The organism is Nocardia sp. NPDC046763, assembly GCF_040645495.1.
Lineage (GTDB): Bacteria > Actinomycetota > Actinomycetes > Mycobacteriales > Mycobacteriaceae > Nocardia.
Map to the genome: position 1 here is coordinate 114,822 of NZ_JBEYYI010000023.1, position 24,811 is coordinate 139,632.

Below are 24,811 nucleotides of genomic sequence, written 5' to 3' on the forward strand. Positions count from 1 at the left end.
CCCACCGGTGGGGCGGAATGATCCCACCGTCCGTTTACGCTGTACAAACCGCGACAGTGGAAGGACAGCGGATGACAACGGAGTTGACCGTCGATCTCGAGTCGGCGAGCGAACTGGTGAACGCGCCGTTCAGTCGCGTCTGCGCGCTGACCGAGCTCGAGGCGGAGACTCCCGAGCTCGGCCGCTACGCGGGCCTGATCGAACCCACCTGGACCATCGGCGACAAACTGCACGGCGGCACCATGGTCGCGGGCAGCGCGGCCGCCGCCACGGAATGGCTGCGCCGCACCGCGCCCGCGCAGGCCGCCATGTTCCCCATCTCGGCCAGCACCGACTTCCTCGGCGCACCCGTCCCCGGCGAGGTCGAGTACGAGGTCCGCACCCGCAAGCTGGGTCGTCAGATCGCCCTGATCGACGCGAGCCTGATGCAGGACGGCCGCACCCTGGTGCACACCGCGTTCACCTTCGGCCACCTCGACGACGCCGTCCCGCAGTACGCCGCCGACCACGCCGGCGACATGCCCGCGGAACCGCCCGCCGACGCCCTCGCCTACGACGAGCGCAATCCGATGGGCAAGATCGTCCACGTCGCCCAGGGCTCCTCGGTCGCCATCGACCCGGCCTGGGCCCGCTTCCTCGCCGGCGAGAAATCCGAACCGCGCCTGCGCCTCTGGATCCGCCCCTTCGAAGGCGACGAACAGGACCCCGACGTCGCCGCCTTCTTCGCCCTGATGGCCGCCGACATGAGCCCCCCGGTCCCCATGAACCTGGGTCACTTCGGCTGGGCCCCAACGGTTCAGCTCACCACCTACCTGCGCCGCCGTCCCGCCCCCGGCTGGCTCCGCGTCATCGCCCACAGCCGCGAGGTCGGCAACCGCATGTTCGACGAAGATCAACTCGTCATCGACTCGACGGGCGCCATCGTCGCCCAGAGCCGCCAGCTCGCCCTCATTCCGCAATCCCGCTAGTTCCGCACCACCTTCGTTCTCGTGTGCCAGGGCGGCAAGCGATTTCGTGACGGGCGGGGCAACTCGCCGGGTACGACCAGAATTGTTTCGGCTCTCGACCGCCGGCACGCGTCCCTGACGTCCACGGCTCTCAGCCGCGCGCTGAAGGCTCGGGGAGGCGGGTTAGCCTGATCCCTATGACGAGGATTGCGGTTATCGGTGGGGGTCGGATCGGGGAGGCGTTGATCGCCGGTCTGCTCGAGTCCGGGCGGGCGAACAAGGACCTGGTCGTCGTGGAGCCGGTGCCGGCGCGGGCCGAATTGCTGGCCGACCGGTTCGGGATTCGCGCTACCGACGACATTGCCGATGCCGCCAAGTCCGCGGAGCTCATCGTGATCGCGGTGAAGCCGAACGATGTGGACGGCGTGGTCGTCGAGCTGGGCAAGGCCGAGCTGGGCGACGACCACGACCAGGTGCTGGTGTCGCTGGCCGCCGGTGTGCCGACCGCGCGCATGGAGTCGCGGCTGCCCGCCGGCTTCCCGGTCGTGCGGGTCATGTCGAACACCCCGATGCTGGTGGGACAGGGCATGAGTGCCATCGCGCCCGGTCGCTACGCCCGCAAGGAACAGCTGGCCCTGGTCACCGAGATGCTGGAGTCGGTGGGCAGGGTGGTGACCGTCGCCGAGTCGCAGATGGATGCCGTCACCGCGGTGTCGGGTTCGGGCCCGGCGTACTTCTTCCTGATCGTCGAGGCCATGATCGACGCCTCGGTGGGCCTGGGTCTGAGCCGTGATGTGGCCACCCAGCTGGTGACGCAGACGATGCTCGGTTCGGCGGCCCTGCTCGAGGAGTCGGGGCAGTCTGCTGCGGAATTGCGTGCGGCCGTCACCTCGCCCGCGGGCACCACCGCGGCGGGCCTGCGGGCGCTGGAACGGGGTGCCGTGCGCTCGGCTTTCCATGATGCATTGGACGCCGCAAGACGCCGTTCCGCCGAACTCGGCGCGATCGCGGACTAACGTTGATCGTGCGGTGAGTGCGCTCCCCGCATTCCAATACTGCTCGGTTGCTAGTTTGCTGCCGAAGGCCGACTCGCCATAGCAAAGGCTGATTTCTCACACCCGTCGCAGCAATCCCACTGGTCCCGCTAAGCTTCAAGGAGCACGTGCGTGTCTGTTCCGCCGGTGGGGAAGCCGGCGGCGCGGACGTGCCGGAGGTCAGTGGCGCAATGATGTCTGGGAACAGTCAAGCGAGGTCCGGAAACAGCCCAATCAATGCAGGATCCGTCATCGGCGGAGGAACTCAGTTCCTCACTGTCGCCGAGGTCGCGAATCTGATGCGGGTATCCAAAATGACGGTGTACCGGTTGGTGCATTCGGGAGAGCTGCCCGCGGTGCGGGTGGGGCGTTCCTTCCGGGTACACGCCAAGGCGGTACACGACTATCTGGAGACGTCCTACTTCGATGCGGGGTAGTACGCCCGGATAACCGATCGGCCACACCCGTTTCGTTCGCCGGAGAGTGGCCCGGTAGCATGGACCGGCATCCTGTACGTGCCGGTGGTGCCGCCGGGTCCATTCGGCCCGTATCGGGTAGGGACTGTGCAGGGTCAGACAGTGTGCACCCCGCGGAAGCGGGGATGACCCGAGAGAACGCGAGGAACAACCCTATGGGTTCTGTGATCAAGAAGCGCCGCAAGCGCATGTCGAAGAAGAAGCACCGCAAGCTGCTTCGCCGCACGCGTGTTCAGCGTCGTAAACTCGGCAAGTAAGCCGCTGCGTCGTAGCTGGAAGCCCGTCACCTCAGGTGACGGGCTTTCGTTTTTCACCGGTGATTGAAGTCATCGTTAGATCCTGGTTAATACCCTTCGGATGATCCCTACTGGCCGGTTACCCTGGGAGCGCGGGAATAACACAGCGGCGATATTTCAAGACATGGGGGCTGCGAGTGGGATCCGGAGTGGCAGGGACTCGGGACGGGCAGGCGCCCAAGGTGGTGATGGTGACCGGTGCGAGCCGGTTCTTCGGCGGCAATGTGGTGGCCCGGCTGGCGGCCGACCCGGCCGTCGAACGCGTCATCGCCGTGGATGCCAAACAGCCCAGCCGGGAGCTGCTGCGCCGTATGGGCCGCGCCGAATTCGTGCGCGCCGATATTCGTAATCCGTTGATCCGCAAGGTTATCGACGGAAATCAGGTGGACACGGTGGTGCATCCCGCGGCACTGTCGCGCCCGCCCTCGGGCGGCGGCCGGGCCGCCATGAAGGACATGAACGTCCTCGGCGCCATGCAGTTGTTCGCGGTGTGCCGCAAGGCTTCCAGTGTGCGGCGGGTGGTGGTGCGTTCCTCCTCCGCCGTCTACGGGTGCAGCGCCAAGGACCCGGTGAAATTCACCGAGGAAATGGGCGCGCGCACGCCGCCGCGCGGCTGGTTCGCGCGGGACATGATCGAGGTGGAGGGCTTCGTCCGCGGGCTGGCGCGGCGGCGGCCGGACATCTCGGCGGCCATTCTGCGCTTTCCGCCGATCGTGGGGCCGCAGTTGGCCAAACGCGGTGTGCAGTACTTCCGTTCGCCGATCACCCCGACCATCCTCGGGCGTGATCCGCGCATGCAGCTGCTGCACGAGGAGGACGGCATCGCCGCCCTCGTCCACGGGGCCATGACGGCCCCGGGCGGGACCTACAATGTGGCCGGTGACGGCGCGATGGCGCTGTCGCAGGCGATCCGCCGGGCCGGGCGGGTCGAATTGCCGGTCCCGTACGCGGTTTTCCGCACCGTCGGGCGGACCGTGATGGGCCCGGTCATGCGGGAGTTCACCGCGGAGCAGATCGACTACTTCCATTTCGGATGTGGTCTGGACACCACCCGGATGCGCACCGAACTGGGCTTCCAGCCGCGCTGGACCACGGTCCAGGCGTTCGACGACTTCATAGGGGGCGCAGCGTTGCGGCCCGTGATCGATCCCGCGTGGATCGACGCCGCAGAAAACAAACTTCTCGGCCTGCTCGGGGCCGGGACGGGAGCACACCAATGAGTGATGTAGCGAAGGTGATTCGACTTCACGACGTGGATTTCGAGGCGCGGCACAGCCGTCCGCCCCGGGTGTGGCCGGTGGGGGAGCCGGCGCTCACCCCGGTGACCTCGCTGACCGATCGGCTCGCCGAAGTCGAAGCGCGCCAGCCCAAATCGCTGGGCGATCTGATTCGGGGGACCGTTGCGGACGGGGTCCGCTACACCGCCGACTTCGCGCGCCGTCGCCTCACCGGCGACTACCAGGTCGACGAATTCGGTTTGGACGAGCACCTTCTCGAATCGGTGATCCTCCCGATGCTGCGCCCGCTGTCGGACCTGTGGTTCCGGGTCGAGGTGTCGGGCATCGAGAACATTCCGGAGGTGGGCGGCGCGCTCATCGTGGCCAATCACGCGGGCACGGTGCCGCTGGACGGGCTGATGCTGCAGCTGGCCGTGCACGACCGGCACCCCAAGCAGCGGGCGCTGCGCATCCTGGCCGCGGACCTGATCTTCGAGACGCCGATCATCGGCGGGCTGGCCCGCAAGGCCGGGCACACCCTGGCCTGCCCGGCGGATGCCGAAAGGCTGTTGCGCGCGGGCGAAGTCGCGGGCGTGTTCCCCGAGGGCTACAAGGGCATCGGCAAGCCGTACTCGGACCGGTACAAGCTGCAGCGTTTCGGCCGTGGCGGTTTCGTGTCGGCGGCGGTGCGCACCGGGGTGCCGATCATTCCGTGCTCCATTGTGGGTTCGGAGGAGATCTATCCGAAGCTGGCCGATCTGAAGCCGCTGGCCCGCCTGCTCGGTATCCCGTATTTCCCGGTGACGCCGCTGTTTCCGCATCTGGGTCCGCTGGGCGCCATTCCGCTCCCGTCGAAGTGGTACATCGAATTCGGCGAACCGATTTCGACCGCCGGATACGAGCCGGCTGATGCGGATGATCCGATGACGATGTTCGAAGTCACCGATCAGGTCCGCGAAACCATTCAGGGGACGCTGTACAAAAATCTGATCAAGCGCCGTAATCCGTTCACCGGCTGAACAATTCGTGTAGAAGTTGGCTTGCCCCGACCGGTATGCCGAATTGACAACTGATTTGGCGACGGTCGGGGTAACTCATCGGGGACGCCCAAAATTGGTTCGGCACCCAACCGTCGGCACGCGCACATAACGCCAACGGCTCTCGGCCGTGCGCTGAAGTGCGGGGAGGTTCAGCTGGCCTTCGCTTCCCGCTTGCGCGAGAGCACCGCGGCCGCCGCGCCACCCGCCGCGCCGAGCGCCAGGGCGGTGGGCACACCGACTTTCGCGGCCTTGCGGCCGGTGCGGAAGTCTCGGATCTCCCAGCCGCGGTTCTTGGCGACCTCGCGCAGGTCCGCGTCCGGGTTGATGGCCACGGCGGTGCCGACCAGCGAGAGCATGGGTACATCGTTGTGGCTGTCGCTGTAGGCGGTGCAGCGCTTGAGGTTCAGGCCCTCGCGAATGGCCAGCGTGCGCACCGCGTGCGCCTTGCCCAGCCCGTGCAGGATGTCGCCGACCAGGCGGCCGGTGAACACGCCGTTCTCGCTCTCGGCGACCGTGCCGAGCGCGCCGGTCAGGCCCAGCCGCTTGGCGATGACCTGCGCGAGCTCCACCGGCGTGGCGGTGACCAGCCACACCTGCTGGCCCGCGTCGAGATGCATCTGGGCCAGCGCCCGGGTGCCCGGCCAGATCTTGTCGGCGATGATCTCGTCGTAGATCTCCTCGCCGAGCGCGGCGAGTTCGGCGGTCGGGCGGCCGGCGATGAAGGACAGCGCCTTCTCCTTGCCGGAGGCCATATCCGAGTGGCTCTCCTTGCCGGTGACCCGGAATTTGACCTGCTTCCAGGCCATATCGACCAGGTCGGAGGTCTTGAAGTACTTGCGCGCGGCCAGCCCGCGGGCGAAGTGCACGATGGACGCGCCCTGCACCATGGTGTTGTCGACGTCGAAGAAGGCGGCGGCGGTGAGGTCGCGGGGGACCGCGAGGGTCGGCATGTGGTCGTCCCGCAGCGCGAGTTCGGCGTCGTGCAGGGCAATGGCCGCGTCGGCGCTGGCCTCGCCGGCCAGGTTGGCGCGGACCTCTTCCTCGCTCGGACCGAACGGACTGCGGGTGATGCGGGTGAACTGATCCTGCAGGTCCTGTAGGCCCTGACCCCAGCGCGCCGGGAATTCGCCGAAGCGTCCCGCGATGAAGCCCGTCCCCTGCTCTTTCGAACGTTCCGGCACCAGTACCTCCGCCTGTTAGCGCGAACAAGTCCACAGTAACGCCCGGGGGTGGCCGCAACGTAGACGGCGAACGACATATCGGAGAGTTGTTAGATGGTGGCTATGAGCGATTCGACACATGCTGTGACTCTGTTGACCCGCAGCGGCTGCGGTCTGTGCCACACGGCACTGGAACAATTGCGGCCTATCTGCTCCGAGTTCGGCATCGAGGTCGCGACCGTTGACGTGGACAAGGCCGCCGCCACCGATCCGGGCCTGCGCGCCGAATACGGCGATCGGCTGCCGGTCGTGCTGCTGGATGGGCGCGAGCACAGCTATTTCGACGTGGACGGGCCGCGACTGCGCGCCGACCTCGCGAAATAAGGCGCAATAGCGGCTTTTCGGGGGTTCGCGACGCGGGCCCCCCTTCACCCGTTCCCGCCGGTGTGTTGCGTAGCGGGTTCGCGCTGATGAGGGTTGAATGAAGCCGGGGCCGGAGCCCGCCGCAAAGTGACTGAATTCACCGACTTTGTGCAGGGCTTCACAAGCGGTTACGGTGGTGGCACGCGACCCGCCTTCTCGGGCAGCGGAAGCGACCCCCTGAACCTGACTCGACCTCGCCTGCAAGGACCGCGACGGTCTCCCGGCGTCGGGTCGACAAAAGAACCCGGACACTCACCCCCGGCCGGACGAGGAGCGCAAGCGACGTGACAGAGCAGCACGAGACGCCGCCGACTGGCGTCTCCAAGGCTCTGCAGAAGGAGATCCCGCAGGCCACGGTGGCCCGGCTGGCCACCTATCTCCGCGTGCTCGCCGTACTCGCCGACGACGGTGTAGCCATCGTATCGAGTGAGGAACTGGCTGTCGCGGCGGGTGTCGGTTCGGCGAAGTTGCGCAAGGATCTTTCCTTCCTGGGACCCAATGGCGTTCGCGGCGTTGGCTATGACGTGATCAAGCTGCGCGACCGCATCGAGGATGTGCTCGGCCTCTCCGAGGGGCACCGGGTGGTGCTGGTCGGAGCCGGTCATCTGGGCCGGGCACTGGTCGGCTACGGCGGTTTCCGCCGCCGCGGGTTCGCCATGGTCGGGCTGTTCGACAACGATCCGGCGGTGATCGGCACGACGGTCTGCGGACTGGTCGTTCGCGATGTCGCCGAATTTGCCGACGCCGTGGACACTCTGGAGCCCACCATCGCCGTCATCGCGGTGCCGGACGCGGCCGCGCAGGGCGTCTGCGATCGGCTGGTCGAGGCCGGCATGCAGTGCATCCTGAGCTTCTCCGCCCTGGCGCTCGAGGCCCCCGCCACCGTCGAGGTGCGGCGCGTCGATCTCGCGGTGGAGATGCAGTTGCTGTCGTTCGAGCGGGCCCGCAACGCGGAATCGGCCGCGGAGGAAGCGATGAGCGCGGCCGCCGGGAGCCTGATGCCCCGGGTACCGATGACAACCAGCAAGGGAGCGGTGGTCCAGCCATGAGTGTGCTTCTCGTCGGGATCTCGCATCGCAGCGCACCGGTGCCGGTGCTCGAGAAGATCGCCATCACCGAGACCGACCGGCCCAAGCTGACCGACAAGATGCTGGCCTCCAGCCACGTCTCCGAGGCGATGATCGTCTCCACCTGCAACCGCATCGAGGTCTACGCGGTCGTCGACGCCTTCCACCCGGCGCTGGGTGAGATCGGCGAATTGCTCACCAAGCATTCGGGTCTGCCGCTGCCGGAGCTCACCAAGCACGCGTACGTGCGCTACGCGGAGGCCGCGGCCGAGCACCTGTTCGCGGTGGCCTCGGGCCTGGACTCCATGGTGGTCGGCGAGCAGCAGGTGCTGAGCCAGATCCGCGCCGCCTACGCCGCCTCCGACGCGCAGCAGGCCGCCGGGCGCACCCTGCACGAGCTGGCCCAGCACGCGCTGCGGGTGGGCAAGCGGGTGCACTCCGAGACCGGGATCGACCGCGCGGGCGCGTCGGTGGTGTCGGTGGCGCTGGATCGGGCACGCCTCGTGCTGGGTCCGCTGGCGGGCCGCACCGCGCTGGTGCTGGGCGCGGGCGCCATGGGCGGGCTCGCGGTGGCGCAGCTGGCGCGCGGCGGGGCGGCGAAGATCCTGGTGGTGAACCGCACGCTGGAAAAGGCGCAGCGGCTGGCCAATACGGCCACCACCATGCACGGCGTGCCGGCCGAGGCCATCGAGATGGACCGGCTGACCGAGGCGATGGCCGCCGCCGAGGTGGTGGTCACCTGTACCGGCGCGGTCGGCACCGTGGTGACGCTGGCGGACGTGCATCGCGCGCTGGCCGCCAAGACCGGCTCGGACGAGCTGGTCATCTGTGATCTGGGCCTGCCCCGCGATGTGGACCACGCGGTGGCCGGGCTGCCGGGTGTGACCGTCATCGACATGGAGACGCTGCAGCGCGATCCGTCGGCCGGCGCGGCCGCCGACGACACCGCCGCCGCGCGCACCATCGTCGCCGACGAACTCGCGAAATACCTCGCCGGACAGCGCATGGCCGAGGTCACCCCGACCGTGGCCGCGCTGCGCCAGATGGCCGCCGACGTGGTCGAGGCCGAACTGCTCCGGCTGGATTCCCGACTACCGGGACTCGAATCCACCGAACGCGACGAAGTGGCCCGTACCGTGCGACGGGTGGTCGACAAGCTGCTGCACGCACCGACGGTGCGGGTCAAACAGCTGGCGTCCACGCCCGGCGGCGACAGCTATGCCGAGGCGCTGCGCGAGCTTTTCGAACTGAAACCCGGTGCGGCACAAGCGGTTGCCGCGCCGATGGAGATATCCGCCCTGCAGGGCGAACTGGCCGACGATTTCACCGCCGCTCACCCGGGCGACGAACAGGGGCACACCGCATGACCGGAGCAATGGTGCACGAGAACGAAACAACCGTCCCCTCCGCGGAGCGGACTGTTGGCCGCGCCGCGGAGCGGATTGTTGGCCGCACCGCGGAGCGGATTGTTGGCCGCGCCGCGGAGCGGATTGTTGGCCGCGGAACCGTCGAGGCGCCCTGGCGCATCGGTACCCGCGGCAGTTTGCTGGCCCTCACCCAGGCCGGGCATGTGCGCGACGCCCTGATCGCCAACGGCCAGCAGGCCGAGCTGGTCATCGTGAAGACCGCCGGTGATCAGAACGCCACCGATCCGGTGCAGAAGATCGGGGTGGGCGTCTTCACCGCCGCGCTGCGCGAGGAATTGGCCGCGGGCACGGTCGATATCGCGGTGCACTCCTACAAGGACCTGCCGACCGCGCAGGATCCGCGCTTCGACATCGCGGCCATCCCGGCCCGCCAGGATCCGCGCGACGCGCTGGTGGCGCGCGACGGTCTGGTGCTCGGTGAGCTGCCCGCGGGCGCGAAGGTTGGCACCTCCGCGCCGCGCCGGTCCGCGCAGTTGAAGGCGCTGGGCCTCGGCATCGAGATCGTGCCGCTGCGCGGCAATCTCGACACCCGCATCTCCAAAGTTACTTCCGGTGAATTGGATGCCGTCGTGGTGGCGCGGGCCGGGCTGGCCCGCATCGATCGCCTCGACGCCGTCACCGAATCGCTCGAACCGGTGCAGATGCTGCCGGCCCCGGCGCAGGGCGCGCTGGCGGTCGAATGCCGCAGCGCCGACACCGAACTCGTGACCATCCTGTCCGCTCTCGACGATCCCGGCACCCGTGCCGCGATCACCGCGGAGCGGGCATTGCTGGCCGAACTGGAGGCCGGCTGTACCGCACCGATCGGTGCGCTGGCAGAGGTCGTCGAATCGCTCGACGACGACGGCCGGGTGGTGGAGGAGTTGTCGCTGCGCGCCTGCGCGGCGGCGATCGACGGCTCGGATGTGATCCGGGCTTCAGTGGTCGGCTCGGTCGCGGATGCCGCGGACCTGGGTCGTGCACTGGCGCGCGAGCTCTTGGAGCTGGGGGCGCGCGACCTGCTCAGCGTCACAGAGGAATCCGCTGAGCTCACCGACAGCAGCAATCCCAGCCCAATGGAGAACCAACCCATGAGCGAGCGCAGCGAGCGAATCATCAGCACAGCGCCTTCGGGCACGGTTGCGCCGAACGCTAGCGAGGTGCAGCCGTGAGCCGAGTGACGAAGAAGAATCCCGGTCGGATCCTTTTCGTGGGGTCCGGGCCTGGCGACCCGGCGCTGCTCACCGTGCGGGCCCGCGAGGTGCTCGGCCGGGCGACGCTGGCGTTCACCGATCCCGATGTCGACAAGGGCGTGCTCGCCCTGATCGGCACCGCGGTCGAGGAGAACCCCGACGGGACCCGTCCCGTCGACGTGCGTCCCGCGCTCGGTGACGCCGCCGAGGTGGCCAAGACGCTGATCGCCGAGGCGCGCAATGGTTCCGACGTGGTGCGCCTGGTCTCCGGCGACCCGATGACCACCGATTCGGTCATCCAGGAGATCAACGCCGTCACCCGCTCGCACCTGAACTTCGAGGTGCTGCCGGGTCTTTCGGCCGGTACCACCGTCCCCGCCTACGCGGGCATCGAAATCGGTTCCAGCCACACCGAGGTGGACGTGCGCGGCGAGGTGGACTGGGCGGCCGTGGCGGCCGCGCCGGGCCCGCTGGTGCTGCACGCCACCTCCGGACATCTGGCCGAGACCGCGTCGGCGCTGGTGGAGCACGGCATGGCGCCGCAGACCCCGGTCGCGGTGACCGTGCGCGGCACCACCCGGCAGCAGCGCACCATCGACGCCACGCTGGCGACGCTGAACAATGCCGCCTCCGAACTGGTAGGCCCGCTGGTGGTCACGGTCGGCAAGGAGGTCGAGAAGCGCGCCAAGACCTCCTGGTGGGAGTCGCGGGCCCTGTACGGCTGGACCGTGCTGGTGCCGCGCACCAAGGAGCAGGCCGGTGAGATGAGCGAGAAGCTCGTCACGCACGGGGCCATCCCGATGGAGGTGCCGACCATCGCGGTCGAGCCGCCGCGCAGCCCCGCGCAGATGGAGCGCGCGGTCAAGGGTCTGGTCGATGGTCGCTACCAGTGGGTGGTGTTCACCTCCACCAACGCGGTGCGCGCGGTGTGGGAGAAGTTCGGCGAATTCGGCCTGGACGCCCGCGCTTTCAGCGGTGTGAAGATCGCCTGCGTCGGTGAGGCCACCGCGGAGAAGGTGCGCTCCTTCGGCATCAACCCGGAGCTGGTGCCCAGCGGTGAGCAGTCCTCCGAGGGCCTGCTGGCCGACTTCCCGCCCTACGACGACGTTTTCGACCCGGTGAACCGGGTGCTGCTGCCGCGCGCGGACATCGCCACCGAGACCCTCGCCGAGGGCCTGCGCGACCGCGGCTGGGAGATCGACGACGTCACCGCCTACCGCACCGTGCGTGCATCGCCGCCGCCCGCGGAGACCCGCGAGATGATCAAGACCGGCGGTTTCGACGCCGTGCTGTTCACCTCGTCCTCCACGGTCCGGAACCTGGTCGGTATCGCCGGCAAGCCGCACGCCCGCACCATCGTGGCCTGCATCGGCCCCAAGACGGCCGAGACCGCAATCGAATTCGGCCTGCGCGTGGACGTGCAGCCCGAGATCGCCCAGGTCGGCCCGCTCGTCGAGGCGCTCGCCGAGCACGCCGCCCACCTGCGTGCCGAGGGCCTGCTGCCGCCGCCGCGCAAGAAGAGCCGCCGCAGCCGCTAGCGCTCGCGGCCGGGCCCGGCGGTATCGCCGTGTTCGTCAGCCGGAACCGGGCCCCGCATCCAATGATGCGGGGCCCGCGGCATTTCGCATTAGCTGGGCGGATGCCCATGAAAATGCTGGCGTTTCATTTCGACCCGAAATGCATACGCTGCGTTCAGCATTCGATCTTCGAAAGGTGAACGTCCATGAAGCGCACGGCAGTCGGCCTGATCGCGCTGAAGTGCCTGACCACCGGCTCGGGTGCCCCGGGCACCACCGGCACCGGTTGCCTGGTCTCCTAGCGGCCGCCGTGCGCGGCGGAGGTTCTCCGAAGTCTCTTGCGCGGCCTCGGAGAGCCTCCACCGTTGTCAGCGTTGAGCCGCCATCAGGCGGCGGACCATGCGGCAGGTGGCATCCGAGGGCCAGTGCACGCCGATGACTTCCGCTGCGTGACGGATGTTTTCATTGGTCGCCTGATCCGGGCTGAATGACCCGGAGTCCAGTAGCGCGATGGCCAGCCGCATGGCCTTCAACCTGCGATTGTGCGAGATGTACCACGACCGCGGCCGCCCTGCGGGCAGCGGCTGTTTGGACAGCGGCCGCCACGCGTGATCGATCACGTCCCCCTTCTTCGGCACTCCGTCGGCCCTGTTCACCTTGTCGGACATGCTGGTAACAGCTGCGAGCACGACCATTCCTCCCGTCGCGATCCGGATCCGCACCCCTCATAGGCGGTGCGACTCCTTCGAACACATCTTCGATTCTACTCGCCCCCACCGACAAAAATCGGCTGCTCACAATGGCTTTGGCGATGTGGCCCGGCGACGGCGACGGTGCGGGCCGGCCCGGCTGCGGAGGCGCGCGCATCGGGGTCGCGGGGCGGGCATATCATGCGAACATGACCGGAATGGACCGCCCTCGGCGGTTGCGCCGCACTCCCGCCATGCGTCGGCTCGTCGCCGAGACCAGCCTGGAGCCGCGGCATCTGATTCTGCCCATGTTCGTCGCCGACGGGATCGGCGAACCACACGAGATCTCCTCCATGCCAGGCGTTTTCCAGCACTCGATGGATTCGCTGCGGAAGGCGGCCGTGGAGGCGGTGGCCGCGGGCGTGGGCGGGCTCATGCTGTTCGGTGTGCCCAAGCCCGAGGACAAGGACGCGCAGGGGAGTGCCGCCAGCGATCCGAACGGGATCCTGAACCGCGGCCTGCGCGCGCTGGCGCACGAGGTCGGCGGATCGACCGTGGTCATGGCCGACACCTGCCTCGACGAGTTCACCGACCACGGCCACTGCGGTGTGCTCGACGACAGCGGCGCGGTCGACAACGACGCCACGCTGACCCGCTACGTCGAAATGGCGTTGGCGCAGGCCGAAACCGGCGCGGACCTGCTCGGCACCAGCGGCATGATGGATGGCCAGGTGGCCGCGATCCGCACGGGCCTGGACGCCGCCGGGTACTCCGACACCGGCATCCTCGCCTACGCGGCCAAGTACGCCTCGGCCTTCTACGGTCCCTTCCGGGAGGCGGTCGGCTCCTCACTGCAGGGGGATCGGCGCACCTACCAGCAGGATGCGGCCAACCGCCGCGAGGCAATTCGTGAACTGGAGCTGGATCTGCTCGAGGGCGCGGACATCGTCATGGTGAAGCCCGCCATGTCGTACCTGGACATTCTGCGCGAGGTCGCCGACCGCTCCACGGTGCCGGTGGCGGCTTATCAGATCTCCGGTGAGTACGCCATGATCACCGCGGCCGCCCAGCGCGGCTGGATCGATCGCAAGGGCGCGGTGCTGGAGTCGCTGCTCAGCATCCGGCGCGCGGGCGCGGACATGGTGCTGACCTACTGGGCCACCGAGGCCGCGCACTGGCTGTCGTGAGCGTGACCGAGTAGCTCCGATCGTGAATCCGATGGTCCCGCCGGGTATTTCGCGCCCGGCTCCCGAAGACGTGCGCACCGCCTGCCAACTCTGGTACGCCACACTCGGTGTCGGGCTGGTGCAGTTGATCGCCTCGCTGGTGGCGCAGTTCGGGCAGCGGCGGGATCTGGCGCAGCAGATGTTCGACCAGGTCAAGGAGCAGCAGCCGGCCGTGACGCTGGCACAGGTGCAGGCCTGGATGGCGATCGCGTTCGTCCTGGTCGGCGTGTTCTGGCTGGTGCTCACCGGCGCCGGAGTGGCCGTGGTGTACCAGCTGGGACGCGGAAAGGCCTGGGCGCGAGCACTTCTCACCGGTTTCGGCGTCTTCCTGGTGCTCGGCGCGGCGGGCACGCTGTTCGGCATCGGGGTCAAGGAGGGTACGGCCGCGCTGGTCGCCGGCGGGGCCGGAATCGTGGCGGCGGTGCTGGCGGGCGGGGCCGTATTCCTGTGCTACCGAGGTGAATCCGAGGCCTTCTTCCGTCCCCGGCCGCAGTAGGTACGCCCGAGTTTGTGACAAGCGTACTAGCGGGTATGGTGAGGGCAGTCACAGAGAATTCGGGAACCGGGTGCCGGTCGCCATACGTTGTGATATGGCGCGTTCGGCTCCGGGAAGGCGGAGGCAACGATGCGAGTGGTGATCCAGCAGCCGCACAGCCTGCGGCGCGATGTGCTGGTGCTGAGTCTGCTGTTTCTGTTCGGGCTGCTCACCCTCGCCGTGCTGCTGATTCCGGGCCTGGCCCGCTGAGCGAATCCACGATCTTTACGCTCGACCTATGAGTGAGGCCATCAACACCCCCGGGGCCGTGCTGTTCTCCGAGCCCGGTGCGCGCTGGCGGGCCATCGCCTACGGACCCGCGCTGTGCGCGATCATCCTGGTCATCGAGCTGATCCGGGGCGGCGCCATCCACTGGTTCGGGCTGGTCTTCTGCGCGGTGCTGCTGGCCGGATTCGTGTGGTTGCAGGTGGTGGCGGGCAAGCGGCATATCAGTGTCGAGCTGACGCCCGAGCAGCTGCGCGAGGGCACGGAGGTGGTGCCGCTGCGCGACATCGCCGGGGTGCTGCCGGAGGAGGACGAGGAGTCCTGGGAGTATGAGGACTGGCAGTCGGCGCGGGCGCTGGGCGAGCTGACCGGAGTGCCGCGGCGGCGCAAGGGAATCGGGCTGAAGCTGACCGACGGGCGGCTGGTGCAGGCGTGGGCGCGGGATCACGTCACGCTGCGCGCCGAGCTGACGGCCGCGCTGGAGCGGGTGCGCGGTACCGATGGCGAGCCTGGTACCGATGACGAGCGCGGGTCGGACGACGAGCGGAAGGAAGCGCGGTAATGCGATGGCTGACCGTATTCGCCGAATTCGTGCTGGTGCCGGTGCTGGTGGTGGCGGCGGTGTGGTGCTGGCACAACGGGATTCGGACCACTGTCTTCAAGCCGCAGGGTGAGGTGCCCGCGTTCACCGCGACGCGGTACATCGGCCCCTGGCTGGCGGGGTGCGCGGTGCTGGCCATCATGTCGGGGCTGGCGGTGATCGACGTGGTGGCGCGGGCGGTTCGGCTCGCGCGCTGAGCTTTTCGCGACACGCTGTGCGGAGGGGTGCGAAGTCCGGCTTCGCCTTGGTCGAGTCCTGGCAAGACCTACTACCGCCCCAGCTGAATTGCCTGATGTCCACCGGATGGGCGGCGTTCTGCCTGGGGATTCCACTCCCGTAACGGGTCGCGGCGGCGCGACCGAAGACCGCGCCGCCGTCTCCGCTGCGGAAAAAGGTGTCAGCCCCGCTTACGCGAGGGCTGGCTGCCGCTTACGTGAACGCCTCAGCCCCAGTTCTGGTAAATATCCAGCACCCGTCCGCCCCGGCTGCCCGGCAGATCGAGGAAGATCGCGACGCTGCCATCGGGGTGATCGGCGGCCTCCGCGATCACCTGCCGGAGCGAGGCGTGTACGCCACCCTTGTCGTCCTTGTAGATGGCGGTGTCGGGCCGCAGGCCCGCCCCCATCCGGTTCAGCGGCACGAACATGCTGATCACTGCGGGTACGGGACCATCCGACAGCGTGGCGGTTTCGCTATGGGACAGCGTCACCCCCACCCGCCCCTGATCGATCTGCACCTCCGGCACCGCCGCTGCCGCTATTCCTGCCCCGGCGGCGAGCCCGGCCGTCACCGCGACGATCCCAATCCCGATTCGAACGACCCGCATACGTCCCGACCTCTCTCCCAAGCCGTCTCCTGCGACGAGACACTACGCACCAGCAATCGTGTAGCGAATAACGTTGTCCGAAACTGGACTCCGGCGTGTTGCCCCGCCGTCCCAGCGCCCAGGCCATTCACCATCGCGGTCGGGCCGCCCGTGGTTCGGCCGATGCCACGCGGAGTTCGGCGGAGGCGGTATCGGCATTGTGAGCTCCGGTAGCCGGGGTGGGCGGCCGGTCCGCCTTCGGGATGCGGTGTTCGTATCGGGGTGCAAGGATGGCGGGTTGGCTGTGGGAAGGGCCACTCGACTACACCCTGTCGTCGACGGGGGCAGGGGCGGCTGAGAGACTGGGTGCCGTGAGTTCTTCTCCGCGTGTGAGCCAGGTGTCGGTCCCGGTCTCAGCCCAACTTTTCGAACGCGCCGCGGCGGTCATCCCGGGTGGCGTGAATTCGCCCGTGCGTGCGTTCAACTCCGTGGGCGGCACGCCGCGGTTCATCGCCTCCGCGCGCGGTTGCACGCTGACCGACGCCGACGGCCACGACTACGTGGACCTGGTGTGTTCGTGGGGTCCGATGATTCTCGGGCACGCGCACCCGGCGGTGGTCGAGGCGGTGCAGCGGGCGGCCACGGGCGGGCTGTCCTTCGGTGCGCCGACCGAGGCGGAAATCGAGCTCGCCGAGGCGATCGCGGGCCGGGTCGCTCCGGTGGATCGGGTGCGGCTGGTCAACTCCGGCACCGAGGCCACCATGAGCGCGGTCCGGCTGGCGCGCGGTTTCACCGGGCGCGGCAAGATCATCAAATTCAGCGGCTGCTACCACGGGCACGTGGACGCGCTGCTGGCCGACGCCGGATCGGGCGTGGCCACGCTGGGCCTGCCGACCTCGCCGGGCGTCACCGGTGCGCAGGCGGCCGACACCCTGGTGCTGCCCTACAACGATCTCGACGCGGTGGCCGCCGCGTTCGCCGCCTACCCGGGCCAGATCGCGTGCGTCATCACCGAGGCCGCGGCCGGCAATATGGGCGCGGTCGCGCCGGTGGCCGGATTCAACGAGGGGCTGCGCCGGCTCACCACCGAGCACGGCGCGCTGCTCATCATGGACGAGGTCATGACCGGGTTCCGGGTGAGCCACTCGGGCTGGTTCGGCCTCGACGGCGTGGCCGGTGACCTCTACACCTTCGGCAAGGTGATGAGCGGTGGCCTGCCGGCCGCGGCGTTCGGCGGGCGCGCCGACATCATGAATCACCTGGCGCCGCTGGGTCCGGTCTATCAGGCGGGCACCCTCTCGGGTAATCCCGTCGCGGTGGCCGCGGGCCTGGCCACGCTGCGCGCGGCCGACGAGCAGGTGTACGCGACGCTGAACAAGAACGCCGAGCGGCTGGGCGCGCTCATGACCGAGGCGCTGACCGCCGAGAGCGTCCCGCACCGGGTGCAATTCGCGGGCAATATGGTGAGCGTGTTCTTCGCCGAGAACCCGGTCACCGACTACGCCGCCGCCAAGGCGAGCGAAACCTGGCGTTTCCCAGCCTTCTTCCACGGGCTGCTGGATGCCGGTGTGTACGCGCCGCCGAGCGCCTTCGAAGCCTGGTTCGTCTCGGCCGCCCTCGACGAGGACGCGTTCGACCGCATCGCCGCCGCCCTCCCCGCCGCCGCGCGCGCCGCGGCGGCCGCCACCCCCGAAGGATCCGCCGCGTGAGCTCCGCCCACCCCGACTCCGGCATACCCGCACCTGCCCAGCACGAGGCTCCCCTCTCCGCCGCCGAGGCCACCCGCCTCCTGGACTCCATCCGTCAGGCCGAGGAGGAACTGGCCGAAACCGGCGAGCACATCGCCGTCTCCCCGGCCGAACCCGCTTCCGCCCCAACGGAATCCGACAATTCCGGCCCGGTAGCCGATGAGATCGGCGCCAGCGCTGCTGAACCGGCTGAATCGGGCACGCCCGATTCGGCTGAGGGCGAGCGCACTGCCGAAAGCGCGTCCGATGACGCCACGCCGGTGTTCGAGGCCGCGGTGTCCGCGGCTGAGGAGTTCGTCCCCGCCGCCGGGCCCGAAACGGATCCGGATGACTTCGGTGCGGGTGAATCCGCTGCGCCGGTTGCGTCGTTCTCGTCCGAAATCGTGGTCGAGATCAATCCCGATTCGGATGAATCCGGTGAATCGGGCACGGAATTCGCTGTCGCGGCCGCGGGCGATTCGAATGCGGCGGCTGCCGCCGGGGCCGACGTGGCCTCCGGCACCACGGGCGGGTTGATCCTGCCGGGTGACGTGGCGAGCGATCTCGAGACGATCGTGCATGTCATGCGGCACGGCGAGGTCCACAATCCCAAGGGCATCCTGTACGGCCGGTTGCCCGGGTTCCAGTTGTCGGTGACAGGGCGGGCGCAGGCGCAGGCCGTGGCGCGGTCGCTGGCGGATCATGACATCGCGCTGGTGGTGGCGTCGCCGCTGCAGCGGGCGCAGGAGACCGCGGATCCCATTGCGACGGGCCACGGTCTGATGATCCGGACCGACGACAATCTGATCGAGGCCGGCAATACCTTCGAGGGGCTGCGGGTCTCGGCGGGGGACGGCGCGCTGCGCAAGCCCCGGCACTGGTGGAAGCTGCGCGATCCGTTCACGCCGTCCTGGGGTGAGCCGTATCTGCAGATCGCGCACCGCATGCTGGCCGCGGTGAACAAGGCGCGGGTGGAGGCCGCCGGCCGAGAGGCCGTGCTGGTCTCGCATCAGCTGCCGGTCTGGACGCTGCGCCGCTTCCTGCAGGGACAGCGGCTGTGGCACGACCCGCGGCACCGCCAGTGCTCGCTCGCCTCGCTGACTTCGCTTGTCTACCAGGGCGATACCTTGATCGACATCGTCTACTCGGAGCCGGCGGGCGCCTCGGACCCCAAGGTGACCGGGGCATGAGCGGGTCAGGCCCGGAGGCGTCGCTCCGCCTCTCCGCGCTTGCTTGCGTAACCACGCAGGGCCCCCGCTCATGCCGAAAGAGCACAGCATGAGCCGCGCCATCGCGTCCCGGCCCGCCCGCCGCCCGCTGCGCCGGGTCGCGGCGTTGCTGGCCGGTGTGAGTGTGGTGGCCGTGCTCGCCGGGTGTTCGACGGCGGGCAAGGACGCGGTGGCCCAGGGCGGCACCTTCGACTTCGTCTCCCCGGGCGGCAAGACCGAGATCTTCTACGATCCGCCGTCCTCGCGCGGCACCATCGGCAAGCTGTCCGGCCCGGATCTGCTGCACGATGGCAAGACCACGTCGGTGGACGATTTCCCCGGCAAGGTCGTGGTCGTCAATATCTGGGGCCAGTGGTGTGGCCCGTGCCGCGCGGAAGCGCCTGCGCTGGAACAGGTTTACGAGGCGAGCAAGGACAAGGGCGTCGCGTTCCTGGGCATCAATGTCCGCGACAACCAGAAGGACAAGGCCCAGGACTTCGTGACCGACAACAAGGTCGGTTACCCCTCCGTCTACGACCCGTCCATGCGCAGCCTGCTCGCGCTCGGCGGCAAGTTCCCCACCAGCGTCATTCCCACCACCATCGTGCTGGACAAGCAGCACCGGGTGGCGGCGGTGTTCCTGCGCGCCCTGCTGGCCGAGGACCTGCGGCCGGTGGTGGACAAGCTCGTGCAGGAGCAGGCGTGAACCATGTGATCTACCTGGCGAGCGTGGGGGATTCGTTCCAGCAGACCGCCGCCACCGGACCGCTGCTGCTGGCGCTGGGCGCGTGCATGCTGGCCGGTCTGGTGTCGTTCGCCTCGCCGTGCGTGGTGCCGCTGGTGCCCGGCTACCTGTCGTACCTGGCCGGTGTGGTGGGCGCCGAGGCCCCGCCGGTGACGGTGGAATCGGCCAGGACCACCAGAACCGCCGTGGCGGGCCGCAATTCCGCGCGCCTGCGGGTGGCGGGCGCGGCGGGCCTGTTCGTGGCGGGCTTCACCGTGGTGTTCGTGCTCGCCTCGGCGACCGTTTTCGGCGCGATCCAGGTGCTGAACGTCAATCGTGATCTGCTGCAGCGCATCGGCGGCGTGGTGACCATCGTGATGGGCCTGGCGTTCATCGGTCTCATCCCGGCGCTGCAGCGCGACACCCGCATGCAGCCGCGCCGGCTCAGCGGCCTCATCGGAGCTCCGCTGCTGGGCGCGGTCTTCGCGCTCGGCTGGACACCGTGCCTGGGTCCGACGCTGTCGGGCGTGATGGCGGTGTCGGCGGGCACCGAGGGCACCACCGCGGTCCGCGGTGTGGCCCTCATCGTGGCCTACTGCCTGGGCCTGGGCCTGCCCTTCGTGATCCTGGCCTTCGGCTCGGCGACCGCGCTGCGCGGCGTCGGCTGGTTGCGCCGTAATTCCCGCACCATTCAGGTGCTGGGCGGTCTGCTGTTGGTGGCCGTCGGCATCGCCTTGGTGACCGGGGCGTGGGACCAGTTCGTCTCCTGGGTCCGCGACGCCTTCGTCTCGAATGTGACCCTGCCGATCTGACATGACTGCCACCATCGAAACCCCCAGCACCCCCGTCCGTCCGCCGCGTCAGTCACCGCCGCGGCGTGTACTCGGCGTCCTGCGCAATACCTGGCGCGGACTGACCAGCATGCGCACCGCGCTGATGCTGTTGTTCCTGCTGGCCCTGGCCGCCATCCCGGGCGCGCTGCTGCCGCAGCGCAGTCTGAACGCGGGCAAGGTCGACGACTACATCCGCAATCGGCCGACCCTGGGCCCGTGGATGGACCGGCTGCAGCTGTTCGACGTGTTCTCCAGCTTCTGGTTCACGGCCGTGTATGTGCTGCTGTTCATTTCGCTGGTGGGCTGCATCCTGCCGCGCTGTGTGGATCACTACCGCGCGCTGCGCACGCCGCCGGTCAGGGCGCCGCGCAACCTTTCTCGCCTGCCGCATCACTGGTCGGGGACCGACGCGGTCACCCCGGAGCAGGTGATCGAGCGGGCTCGCGGTCAGATGCGTGGCTGGCGCACGGTCGTGCAGCCGGGCGATCGTGAAGGGGAACTGACCCTTTCGGCGGAGAAGGGTTACACCCGCGAGCTCGGCAACCTGGTCTTCCACCTGGCGCTGGTGGGCCTGCTGGCGGCGATCGCGGTCGGCAAGCTGTTCGGCTACGAGGGCAATGTGGTCGTGCTCGCCAATGACGGCCCGGGTTTCTGCACGACGTCGCCCGCGGTGTTCGACTCGTTCCGTGCAGGCAATGTGAACGACGGCACCGGCCTGACGCCGATGTGTGTGCGGGTCAAGGACTTCCAGGCCGACTACCTGCAGAACGGCCAGGCGTCCATGTTCACCTCGAACATCCAGTACCAGACCGGTAAGGATCTGAACTCCGACACCTGGCGGGACACCACCATCCAGGTGAACCATCCGCTGCGGGTCGCCGGTGACCGGGTCTACCTGCAGGGCCACGGTTTCGCGCCCAAGTTCACGGTGACCTTCCCGAACGGCCAGACCCGCACCGAGGCCATCCAGTGGAAGCCGGACGACGCCACCACCTTCCTGTCCTCGGGTGTGCTGCGCATCGATCCGCCGGGCGGCATGTACCCGAACGAGGAGGAGCGCCGCAAGCATCAGGTCGCGATCCAGGGCCTGTTCGCGCCGACCGCCCTCATGCACGGGCAGCTGCTGACCTCCATGTATCCGGCCATGAAGGATCCCGCGGTGGCGATCGACATCTACCAGGGCGATACCGGCCTGGACACCGGCCGCGCGCAGTCGCTGTTCGCGCTGGACCCGGAGATGATCAAACAGGGCCGCCTGGTGAAGGAACAGCGGGTGAACCTGAAGCCGGGTGAGTCCGCGACCCTGTCCGACGGCACCAAGGTCACCTTCGACGGCGCGGAAGAGTTTGTGAACCTGCAGGTTTCGCATGATCCGGCGCAGCAGTGGGTGCTGGTGTCGGCGCTGACCATGATGGCGGGCCTGCTGGTGTCGCTGCTGGTGAAGCGCCGTCGCATCTGGTTGCGGGTGTACCCGGATACCGAAACCGACGGGGTACGACGTACCGTAGTAGAAATGGGCGGATTGGCCCGCACCGACCAGGCCGGGTGGGGCGGCGAGTTCGACCGCCTGCGTGAGCGGCTGCTGACGGGAGAGAAGTAATGCCGATCGACGAGAACATCGCCTCCTACAGCGATCTCGCGTTCAAGTCGGCCATCGTGATCTACGCGCTGGTCTGGATCATGCTGGTCTGGCAGTTCGCCCTCACCCGCACGGTGCCGACGGCCGCCGCCCGCCAGTTGGTCACCGCCGGAGGCGGTTCCGACATCGTCGACGAGCCGCCCGCCAACGTTCCCGGCAAGGTGCAGCCACGCGGGGCCGAGCGCCCCTTCTCGGAGCGCCTGGGCAATATGGCCTTCGCGGTGCTGTTCGTGGGCTTCGGTGTGCACCTGGTCTCGATCGTGTTGCGCGGCTTCGCGACCCACCGCTTCCCGCTGGGCAATATGTTCGAGTTCATCTCGATGGCCACCGGCGCGGCCGTGCTGCTCGGCCTGATCCTGCTGCGCGACCAGCGCTATCGCGGCATGTGGTCGTTCCTGCTGGTGCCGGTGCTGATCCTGCTGTTCCTGGCGGGCACCAAGCTGCACGTGGACGCGGCCCCCGTGGTCCCGGCGCTCAAGTCCTACTGGCTGCCGGTGCACGTCACCGTGGTGTCGATCGGCTCGGGCGTCTTCCTGGTCTCCGGTGTCGCGAGTCTGCTGTTCCTCTTCCGCCTCTGGCAGCCCGCGGGCGCGGAGTCCGACAATATCTTCGGCCAGCTGGCCCGCCGCCTCCCCGACGCCCAGCTGCTGGACCGGCTCGCCTACCGCACCACCATCATCGGCTTCCCGATCTTCGGCGCCGGCGTCATCCTCGGCGCGATCTGGGCCGAGGCCGCCTGGGGTCGCTTCTGGGGCTGGGACCCCAAGGAGACCTGCTCCTTCATCGCCTGGGTGCTCTACGCCGCCTACCTGCACGCCCGCGCCACCTCCGGTTGGCGCGACACCAAGGCCGCCTGGATCAACATCGCCGGGTTCGTGGCCATGCTCTTCAACCTCTTCATCATCAACATCGTGGTCAGCGGTCTGCACTCGTACGCGGGTCTGAACTGACCCGACAGGCTTCCTGAACCGACCCAACGGGTTTCGGAAGGTCCCGGCACGTTTCAGTGCCGGGGCCTTCTTCTTTTCCCGGGAACTTCCGATCGGTGCTCAGGGGATGTACCGTATTAAGCGATCGTGATTAGAACACGTTCTAGTTTTTAGTGAAGGGGCTCGTCATGGCTGTGGCGCCGCAGGGTCGGGTTCGGAAGGTGCGGGAGATCGACGTGGGCGAGGCGCCCACGCGGTACGCACGCGGATGGCATTGCCTCGGGCTCGCCAAGTCGTTCCGGGACGGCAAGCCGCATCAGATCTCCGCATTCGGGACCAAGCTGGTGGTCTTCGCCGACAGCAAGGGTGAGCTGCACGTGCTCGACTCCTACTGCCGGCACCTGGGCGGCGACCTGAGCATGGGCGAGATCAAAGGTGATTCCATCGCCTGCCCGTTCCACGACTGGCGCTGGGGCGGCAATGGGAAGTGCACCGGGATTCCGTACGCACGGCGGGTGCCGCCGCTGGCGCGGACGCGGTCGTGGATCACGTTGGAGCGCAACGACCAGCTCTTCGTGTGGCACGACCACGAGGGCAACCCGCCGCCGGACGAGGTGACGATCCCCTACATCGAGGGCCCGTACACCGATGCCGAGGGCAAGGGCACCGAGGGGCTCTCCGACGGCTGGACCGAGTGGACCTGGGAGTCCATGGTGATCGAGGGCTCCAACTGCCGCGAGATCATCGACAACGTCGTGGACATGGCCCACTTCTTCTACATCCACTTCGCATATCCGACGTTCTTCAAGAACGTCTTCGAGGGCCACGTCGCCACCCAGTTCCTGGACTCCACGGCGCGCCCGGACAAGGGCATGGCCACGCAGTACGGCGGGAACTCGACGCTGAAGTCGGTGGCCTCCTACTTCGGGCCGTCCTACATGGTCAATCCACTCGTCAACAACTACAGCGGGTTCGAGCTCGAGACCGTACTGATCAACTGCCACTACCCGATCTCGCAGGACGCGTTCGTGCTGCAGTACGGCATGTCCGTGCGCAAGCCGCAGGGCGTGGACGATGTCGCGGCCGATCGGATCGCGAAGAAGATGACCGTCGGCATCGGCGAGGGCTTCCTGCAGGACGTCGAGATCTGGAAGCACAAGTCCAAGATCGAGAATCCGCTGCTGACCGAGGAGGACGGCCCGGTCTACCAGCTACGCCGGTGGTACGAGCAGTTCTACGTGGACGTCGCCGACATCGACCCGAAGTCGGTGCAGCGCTTCGAGTTCGAGGTCGACACCACCAAGGCCAATGAGGCGTGGGAGGCGGAGGTCGCCGAAAACCTCAGGCGCAAGGCGGAAGAGGACGCCGTCAGCCACTGACGGGGATCGGGTTTCGGACGGTCCGGGCGGGCGCGGTACTGCGCACCCGCCCGGACCGTCGTCAGTTGGCGGCCGCGGTGACCGCGGCGATCAGTGCCTCGCCGGTGTATGCGCGGCCGCCGATGCCCCAGGCGCCGTCGAGGGCATTGAGGATATTGACCCAGATGTCCTCGCGCCGATGGCCTGCGGCGGTGAGCCCCGCGACGATGTCGGTGGCCGCGGTGATGAAGGCCGCGCGGGCGTCCGGGTCGGGCAGGCCGATATTGGGCAGCTTGAGTTCGACCATGACGATCGGCTGATTCTCGCCGCCCGCATAGATGTCCTCCGGCGGCAGCAGGTGCACGCTGCCGCCGATGATTCCGGTGAAGAAGTCATTGCCGGCGCCGCCGCTGACCTCGGCCAGGGCCGCGGTGAGGGCGGGCAGGATCTCGCGTTCGCCGCGGGCGGTGAGGACGCCGCGCGGTGCGGTCACGGTGATGGGCATTCGGCTCTCCGTTCTCTGAGTGCTAGTACGT

At 68.4% G+C, this 24,811-nt stretch carries 26 protein-coding genes; 22 read left to right on the forward strand and 4 right to left on the reverse strand.

The features are described 5' to 3' along the window. Nucleotides 1-71: 71 nt before the first annotated feature. The 6 genes from ABZ909_RS31130 (at nucleotide 72) to ABZ909_RS31155 (ending at nucleotide 4,989) form a co-directional block, all read left to right on the forward strand. Nucleotides 72-968 carry a thioesterase family protein gene (locus ABZ909_RS31130; RefSeq protein WP_357006643.1) on the forward strand — a complete coding sequence of 299 codons (897 nt, stop codon included), beginning with the start codon at nucleotides 72-74 and terminating at the stop codon, nucleotides 966-968. A 176-nt stretch (nucleotides 969-1,144) separates the two neighbouring features. Beyond that, nucleotides 1,145-1,963 (forward strand): pyrroline-5-carboxylate reductase, encoded by an 819-nt coding sequence (gene proC, locus ABZ909_RS31135; protein ID WP_357006646.1) that lies wholly within the window; start codon nucleotides 1,145-1,147, stop codon nucleotides 1,961-1,963. A gap of 209 nt (nucleotides 1,964-2,172) precedes the next feature. Next, entirely contained in the window at nucleotides 2,173-2,418 is a 246-nt protein-coding gene (locus ABZ909_RS31140) for a helix-turn-helix domain-containing protein (RefSeq protein ID WP_071812431.1), read from the forward strand. 194 nt (nucleotides 2,419-2,612) lie between these two features. Further along, entirely contained in the window at nucleotides 2,613-2,714 is a 102-nt protein-coding gene (locus ABZ909_RS31145) for an AURKAIP1/COX24 domain-containing protein (protein WP_003402602.1), read from the forward strand. 227 nt (nucleotides 2,715-2,941) lie between these two features. After that, nucleotides 2,942-3,973, forward strand: a complete 1,032-nt coding sequence (locus ABZ909_RS31150; protein WP_357006760.1) for an NAD-dependent epimerase/dehydratase family protein — start codon at nucleotides 2,942-2,944, stop codon at nucleotides 3,971-3,973. Then, nucleotides 3,970-4,989, forward strand: a complete 1,020-nt coding sequence (locus ABZ909_RS31155) for a lysophospholipid acyltransferase family protein (protein ID WP_357006649.1) — start codon at nucleotides 3,970-3,972, stop codon at nucleotides 4,987-4,989. Before ABZ909_RS31150 ends, ABZ909_RS31155 begins: the two co-directional genes overlap by 4 nt. A 170-nt stretch (nucleotides 4,990-5,159) precedes the next feature. Here ABZ909_RS31155 and ABZ909_RS31160 read toward each other — a convergent pair whose 3' ends face one another. Further along, nucleotides 5,160-6,101: an HAD-IB family hydrolase gene (locus tag ABZ909_RS31160; RefSeq protein ID WP_357006762.1), complete on the reverse strand. Its 942-nt coding sequence runs from the start codon at nucleotides 6,099-6,101 to the stop codon at nucleotides 5,160-5,162. Between the two features lie 192 nt (nucleotides 6,102-6,293). Here ABZ909_RS31160 and ABZ909_RS31165 point away from each other — a divergent pair, with 192 nt between their 5' ends. From ABZ909_RS31165 to ABZ909_RS31185, 5 genes are all read left to right on the forward strand, one after another. Then, on the forward strand, nucleotides 6,294-6,554 hold the full coding sequence (locus ABZ909_RS31165) for a glutaredoxin family protein (protein WP_357006652.1): 261 nt from the start codon (nucleotides 6,294-6,296) through the stop codon (nucleotides 6,552-6,554). 323 nt (nucleotides 6,555-6,877) lie between these two features. Then, the gene (locus ABZ909_RS31170; RefSeq protein WP_357006655.1) at nucleotides 6,878-7,642 is read left to right on the forward strand and encodes a redox-sensing transcriptional repressor Rex; all 765 of its coding nucleotides are present in this window, start codon (nucleotides 6,878-6,880) and stop codon (nucleotides 7,640-7,642) included. Continuing rightward, complete coding sequence (locus tag ABZ909_RS31175; protein WP_357006658.1) at nucleotides 7,639-9,027, forward strand: glutamyl-tRNA reductase; 1,389 nt, start codon at nucleotides 7,639-7,641, stop codon at nucleotides 9,025-9,027. The genes ABZ909_RS31170 and ABZ909_RS31175 overlap by 4 nt, the downstream gene beginning before the upstream one ends. Then, nucleotides 9,024-10,238, forward strand: coding sequence for a hydroxymethylbilane synthase (hemC, locus tag ABZ909_RS31180; protein ID WP_357006661.1), 1,215 nt, complete (start codon nucleotides 9,024-9,026; stop codon nucleotides 10,236-10,238). Before ABZ909_RS31175 ends, hemC begins: the two co-directional genes overlap by 4 nt. Then, a complete protein-coding gene (locus ABZ909_RS31185; RefSeq protein WP_357006664.1) occupies nucleotides 10,235-11,797 on the forward strand; it encodes a bifunctional uroporphyrinogen-III C-methyltransferase/uroporphyrinogen-III synthase in 1,563 nt (520 codons plus the stop codon). The genes hemC and ABZ909_RS31185 overlap by 4 nt, the downstream gene beginning before the upstream one ends. 347 nt (nucleotides 11,798-12,144) lie before the next feature. On the opposite strand, the gene ABZ909_RS31190 is transcribed toward ABZ909_RS31185, so the two are convergent. Further along, nucleotides 12,145-12,465 (reverse strand): hypothetical protein, encoded by a 321-nt coding sequence (locus ABZ909_RS31190; RefSeq protein ID WP_357006667.1) that lies wholly within the window; start codon nucleotides 12,463-12,465, stop codon nucleotides 12,145-12,147. A gap of 209 nt (nucleotides 12,466-12,674) precedes the next feature. On the opposite strand from ABZ909_RS31190, the gene hemB reads away from it, so the two are divergent. The 4 genes from hemB to ABZ909_RS31210 all read left to right on the forward strand — a co-directional run bounded on the left by hemB (nucleotide 12,675) and on the right by ABZ909_RS31210 (nucleotide 15,249). Then, nucleotides 12,675-13,652: a porphobilinogen synthase gene (gene hemB, locus ABZ909_RS31195; RefSeq protein ID WP_357006669.1), complete on the forward strand. Its 978-nt coding sequence runs from the start codon at nucleotides 12,675-12,677 to the stop codon at nucleotides 13,650-13,652. A gap of 22 nt (nucleotides 13,653-13,674) precedes the next feature. After that, nucleotides 13,675-14,187: a hypothetical protein gene (locus ABZ909_RS31200; protein ID WP_357006672.1), complete on the forward strand. Its 513-nt coding sequence runs from the start codon at nucleotides 13,675-13,677 to the stop codon at nucleotides 14,185-14,187. Between the two features lie 277 nt (nucleotides 14,188-14,464). After that, entirely contained in the window at nucleotides 14,465-15,013 is a 549-nt protein-coding gene (locus tag ABZ909_RS31205; RefSeq protein ID WP_357006675.1) for a hypothetical protein, read from the forward strand. Beyond that, nucleotides 15,013-15,249 carry a hypothetical protein gene (locus ABZ909_RS31210; protein WP_357006678.1) on the forward strand — a complete coding sequence of 79 codons (237 nt, stop codon included), beginning with the start codon at nucleotides 15,013-15,015 and terminating at the stop codon, nucleotides 15,247-15,249. Before ABZ909_RS31205 ends, ABZ909_RS31210 begins: the two co-directional genes overlap by 1 nt. 245 nt (nucleotides 15,250-15,494) lie before the next feature. On the opposite strand, the gene ABZ909_RS31215 is transcribed toward ABZ909_RS31210, so the two are convergent. Further along, a complete protein-coding gene (locus ABZ909_RS31215) occupies nucleotides 15,495-15,842 on the reverse strand; it encodes a hypothetical protein (RefSeq protein ID WP_357006680.1) in 348 nt (115 codons plus the stop codon). Between the two features lie 386 nt (nucleotides 15,843-16,228). Here ABZ909_RS31215 and hemL point away from each other — a divergent pair, with 386 nt between their 5' ends. The 7 genes from hemL to ABZ909_RS31250 all read left to right on the forward strand — a co-directional run bounded on the left by hemL (nucleotide 16,229) and on the right by ABZ909_RS31250 (nucleotide 24,296). Further along, nucleotides 16,229-17,566, forward strand: a complete 1,338-nt coding sequence (hemL, locus tag ABZ909_RS31220; RefSeq protein ID WP_357006683.1) for a glutamate-1-semialdehyde 2,1-aminomutase — start codon at nucleotides 16,229-16,231, stop codon at nucleotides 17,564-17,566. Between the two features lie 602 nt (nucleotides 17,567-18,168). Then, the gene (locus ABZ909_RS31225; protein ID WP_357006764.1) at nucleotides 18,169-18,774 is read left to right on the forward strand and encodes a histidine phosphatase family protein; all 606 of its coding nucleotides are present in this window, start codon (nucleotides 18,169-18,171) and stop codon (nucleotides 18,772-18,774) included. Between the two features lie 88 nt (nucleotides 18,775-18,862). Further along, the gene (locus tag ABZ909_RS31230) at nucleotides 18,863-19,498 is read left to right on the forward strand and encodes a TlpA disulfide reductase family protein (protein WP_357006686.1); all 636 of its coding nucleotides are present in this window, start codon (nucleotides 18,863-18,865) and stop codon (nucleotides 19,496-19,498) included. Between the two features lie 5 nt (nucleotides 19,499-19,503). After that, nucleotides 19,504-20,328, forward strand: coding sequence for a cytochrome c biogenesis CcdA family protein (locus ABZ909_RS31235; protein WP_357006766.1), 825 nt, complete (start codon nucleotides 19,504-19,506; stop codon nucleotides 20,326-20,328). Nucleotide 20,329: 1 nt separating this feature from the next. Beyond that, entirely contained in the window at nucleotides 20,330-21,949 is a 1,620-nt protein-coding gene (locus ABZ909_RS31240; RefSeq protein WP_357006689.1) for a cytochrome c biogenesis protein ResB, read from the forward strand. Further along, entirely contained in the window at nucleotides 21,949-22,938 is a 990-nt protein-coding gene (ccsB, locus tag ABZ909_RS31245) for a c-type cytochrome biogenesis protein CcsB (protein WP_357006692.1), read from the forward strand. The genes ABZ909_RS31240 and ccsB overlap by 1 nt, the downstream gene beginning before the upstream one ends. Nucleotides 22,939-23,105: 167 nt before the next feature. Continuing rightward, a complete protein-coding gene (locus tag ABZ909_RS31250; protein WP_357006694.1) occupies nucleotides 23,106-24,296 on the forward strand; it encodes a Rieske 2Fe-2S domain-containing protein in 1,191 nt (396 codons plus the stop codon). 61 nt (nucleotides 24,297-24,357) lie between these two features. Here the strand turns inward: ABZ909_RS31250 and ABZ909_RS31255 are convergent, their stop codons facing one another. Next, complete coding sequence (locus ABZ909_RS31255; protein ID WP_357006697.1) at nucleotides 24,358-24,780, reverse strand: hypothetical protein; 423 nt, start codon at nucleotides 24,778-24,780, stop codon at nucleotides 24,358-24,360. Nucleotides 24,781-24,811 lie beyond the last annotated feature (31 nt).

What these genes read in the sequence shown, in the direction of transcription:
- ABZ909_RS31130 (WP_357006643.1), top strand. Translation starts at nt 72, where the DNA reads ATGACAACGGAGTTGACCGTCGATCTCGAGTCGGCGAGCGAACTGGTG.
- proC (WP_357006646.1), top strand. Translation starts at nt 1,145, where the DNA reads ATGACGAGGATTGCGGTTATCGGTGGGGGTCGGATCGGGGAGGCGTTG.
- ABZ909_RS31140 (WP_071812431.1), top strand. Translation starts at nt 2,173, where the DNA reads ATGATGTCTGGGAACAGTCAAGCGAGGTCCGGAAACAGCCCAATCAAT.
- ABZ909_RS31145 (WP_003402602.1), top strand. Translation starts at nt 2,613, where the DNA reads ATGGGTTCTGTGATCAAGAAGCGCCGCAAGCGCATGTCGAAGAAGAAG.
- ABZ909_RS31150 (WP_357006760.1), top strand. Translation starts at nt 2,942, where the DNA reads ATGGTGACCGGTGCGAGCCGGTTCTTCGGCGGCAATGTGGTGGCCCGG.
- ABZ909_RS31155 (WP_357006649.1), top strand. Translation starts at nt 3,970, where the DNA reads ATGAGTGATGTAGCGAAGGTGATTCGACTTCACGACGTGGATTTCGAG.
- ABZ909_RS31165 (WP_357006652.1), top strand. Translation starts at nt 6,294, where the DNA reads ATGAGCGATTCGACACATGCTGTGACTCTGTTGACCCGCAGCGGCTGC.
- ABZ909_RS31175 (WP_357006658.1), top strand. Translation starts at nt 7,639, where the DNA reads ATGAGTGTGCTTCTCGTCGGGATCTCGCATCGCAGCGCACCGGTGCCG.
- hemC (WP_357006661.1), top strand. Translation starts at nt 9,024, where the DNA reads ATGACCGGAGCAATGGTGCACGAGAACGAAACAACCGTCCCCTCCGCG.
- hemB (WP_357006669.1), top strand. Translation starts at nt 12,675, where the DNA reads ATGACCGGAATGGACCGCCCTCGGCGGTTGCGCCGCACTCCCGCCATG.
- ABZ909_RS31205 (WP_357006675.1), top strand. Translation starts at nt 14,465, where the DNA reads ATGAGTGAGGCCATCAACACCCCCGGGGCCGTGCTGTTCTCCGAGCCC.
- ABZ909_RS31210 (WP_357006678.1), top strand. Translation starts at nt 15,013, where the DNA reads ATGCGATGGCTGACCGTATTCGCCGAATTCGTGCTGGTGCCGGTGCTG.
- ABZ909_RS31225 (WP_357006764.1), top strand. Translation starts at nt 18,169, where the DNA reads ATGCGGCACGGCGAGGTCCACAATCCCAAGGGCATCCTGTACGGCCGG.
- ABZ909_RS31230 (WP_357006686.1), top strand. Translation starts at nt 18,863, where the DNA reads ATGAGCCGCGCCATCGCGTCCCGGCCCGCCCGCCGCCCGCTGCGCCGG.
- ABZ909_RS31240 (WP_357006689.1), top strand. Translation starts at nt 20,330, where the DNA reads ATGACTGCCACCATCGAAACCCCCAGCACCCCCGTCCGTCCGCCGCGT.
- ccsB (WP_357006692.1), top strand. Translation starts at nt 21,949, where the DNA reads ATGCCGATCGACGAGAACATCGCCTCCTACAGCGATCTCGCGTTCAAG.
- ABZ909_RS31250 (WP_357006694.1), top strand. Translation starts at nt 23,106, where the DNA reads ATGGCTGTGGCGCCGCAGGGTCGGGTTCGGAAGGTGCGGGAGATCGAC.
- ABZ909_RS31255 (WP_357006697.1), bottom strand. Translation starts at nt 24,780, where the DNA reads ATGCCCATCACCGTGACCGCACCGCGCGGCGTCCTCACCGCCCGCGGC.